At 59.5% G+C, this 2,475-nt stretch carries 2 protein-coding genes; one reads left to right on the top strand and one right to left on the bottom strand.

The genetic code is table 11. From position 1 onward, the window contains the following. Positions 1-205: 205 nt before the first annotated feature. A complete protein-coding gene (locus tag A2I95_RS31390; protein ID WP_027259360.1) occupies positions 206-676 on the bottom strand; it encodes an Lrp/AsnC family transcriptional regulator in 471 nt (156 codons plus the stop codon). Between the two features lie 125 nt (positions 677-801). Between A2I95_RS31390 and A2I95_RS31385 the strand changes: the two genes are divergently transcribed. Beyond that, on the top strand, positions 802-2,475 hold a 1,674-nt coding region (locus A2I95_RS31385; protein ID WP_291736123.1), incomplete at its 3' end, for a proline dehydrogenase family protein.

The following is a 2,475-nucleotide window of genomic DNA, read 5'->3' as shown; positions in this document are numbered from 1 at the left end:
CATCAACCCCTCCAGCCGGGCACTATGGTCTGGAGCAACCGGGCACTCAGAGGCCTGCACAGGGGCAGACATAGTTAAAGCGGCGAAGACCGCAGCAAGTCCGGTAAAGCGAAACGGTGAGCGTAACAAAACATAGAGCATGCCCTATGCTGGCATATTTCGGCATTCAATCAAGTCAACTGCCCGTGCGCGCATTCAATTTGCCTCACAAAGGCGCCAATGCACCATCTTCCTTTACCGCTTCCATCGCCACATAGGTCGAAGTTGAGGAGACATGCGGCAGCGAAGAAATCTTTTCGCCAAGAACCGACCGGTAGTCCGTCATCGAGCGGGTCCGCACCTTCAGAAGGTAGTCGAAATGCGATGCCATCATATAGGCTTGTTCGATCTCCGGCAGTTTCGCCACGGCTGCGTTGAATTTAACCAGCGCCGCCTCCCGCGTGTCATCCAGCTTTACCTCTACAAAAGCGACGTGATCCAGACCCAGCCGGATCGGATCCACCAACGCCCGGTACCCGGTAATGATGCCCTCGGCCTCAAGCCGCCTGAGACGTGTTTGAGTGGGCGTCTTCGACAAGCCGATTTTACGGGCCAGATCCGCAATGGATATCCGCCCATCCTCACTCAGCACATTCAGAATCGCCCGGTCGAACCGATCAAGGTCCTGAAAGCTCATTTGGACTTCCTTTTGGTAAAAATTACGCCAGTTTGCCTAAGGATCCCACATCTTCAGGCGATTGTCCCGAATGAATGCGTGTACCCTTAGCAAAAGCCCTGCACACTCATTGTGGAGTTACCTGCATGACCACCCAACCCAAGCTGCGCGACCGGATTGATACCGGCACCTATACAGATCAAACCGCAATGCGCGATCAGCTGATCGCCCAAGCGGCCTTATCTGACACTGACCGCAGCCGCATCTGCTCTAACGCCGCCGCCCTTGTGCGCGATATCCGCGGCCATTCGGCGCCTGGTCTGATGGAGGTCTTCCTGGCGGAATACGGCCTGTCCACTGACGAGGGCGTCGCGCTGATGTGCCTGGCCGAGGCGTTGCTGCGGGTGCCGGATGCCGACACCATTGATGCGCTGATCGAGGACAAGATCGCGCCTTCCGACTGGGGCAAGCATCTGGGCAAGTCTACCTCCTCGCTGGTCAATGCCTCTACCTGGGCGCTGATGCTGACCGGCAAAGTGCTGGACGAGGAGCGCAGCCCCATCGGTGCCCTGCGCGGCGCCATAAAACGCTTGGGGGAGCCGGTGATCCGCACCGCCGTCAGCCGCGCGATGAAGGAAATGGGCCGCCAGTTCGTGCTGGGTGAAACCATCGAAAGCGCCATGGACCGCGCCGCCGGAATGGAGGCCAAGGGCTACACTTACTCTTACGACATGCTGGGAGAAGCCGCCCGGACAGAGGCTGACGCGGCCCGCTACCACCTGTCGTATTCCAAGGCGATCTCGGCCATTGCTGCCGCCTGCAACAGTGATGACATCCGCAAAAACCCCGGTATTTCGGTGAAACTCTCCGCCCTGCATCCGCGTTACGAGCTGGCGCAGGAAAACAGCGTGATGGAGCATCTGGTACCGCGCCTTAAGGCACTGGCACTGCTGACCAAAGCCGCGAAAATGGGCCTCAACATTGACGCCGAAGAAGCTGACCGCCTGTCGCTGTCACTGGAAGTGATCGGCGCGGTGGTCTCGGACCCCTCTCTGGCAGGCTGGGACGGCTTTGGCGTGGTGGTGCAGGCCTATGGTCCGCGCACCGGCCTGGCCATCGATGCCCTGCATGAAATGGCCGAGAAGCACGATCGCCGCTTTATGGTGCGGCTGGTGAAGGGCGCTTATTGGGATACCGAGATCAAACTGGCGCAAGTCGAAGGCGTGGATGGCTTCCCGGTGTTCACAAACAAGGCGCTGACTGATGTTTCCTACATCTCCAACGCCCGCAAGCTGCTGGGGATGACGGACCGGATCTACCCGCAGTTCGCCACCCATAATGCGCATACTGTTTCAGCGATCCTGCATATGGCTGCAGACAAGGACAACGCCGCATACGAATTCCAGCGCCTGCACGGGATGGGCGAAACCTTGCACCAGATGGTGCTGGAGCAGAACAAGACCAACTGCCGGATTTATGCGCCCGTCGGAGCGCACCGCGATCTCTTGGCCTATCTGGTCCGGCGTCTGCTGGAAAACGGCGCCAACAGCTCCTTCGTGAACCAGATCGTTGATGAGAACGTCTCTCCGGATATCGTCGCCGCGGATCCCTTCGCTGCGGTTGCCGATATCAGCCGCAATATCCCGACAGGGCCAGAGCTTTATGCGCCGGAACGCCCGAACTCTAAGGGTTTCGACCTGGGACATGCGCCCACACTGGCCAAGATTGAAGAGGCCCGCGCGCCCTGGCGCACGCATCAATGGCGGGCCGGACCGCTGCTGGCAGGCGATGCCCGCCCCGAGACCGCCAAGGATGTGACC

The organism is Leisingera sp. F5, from assembly GCF_001593695.1.
The sequence above is the reverse complement of the archived record's forward strand: the minus strand, read 5'-3'. Positions and strand labels throughout refer to the sequence as shown.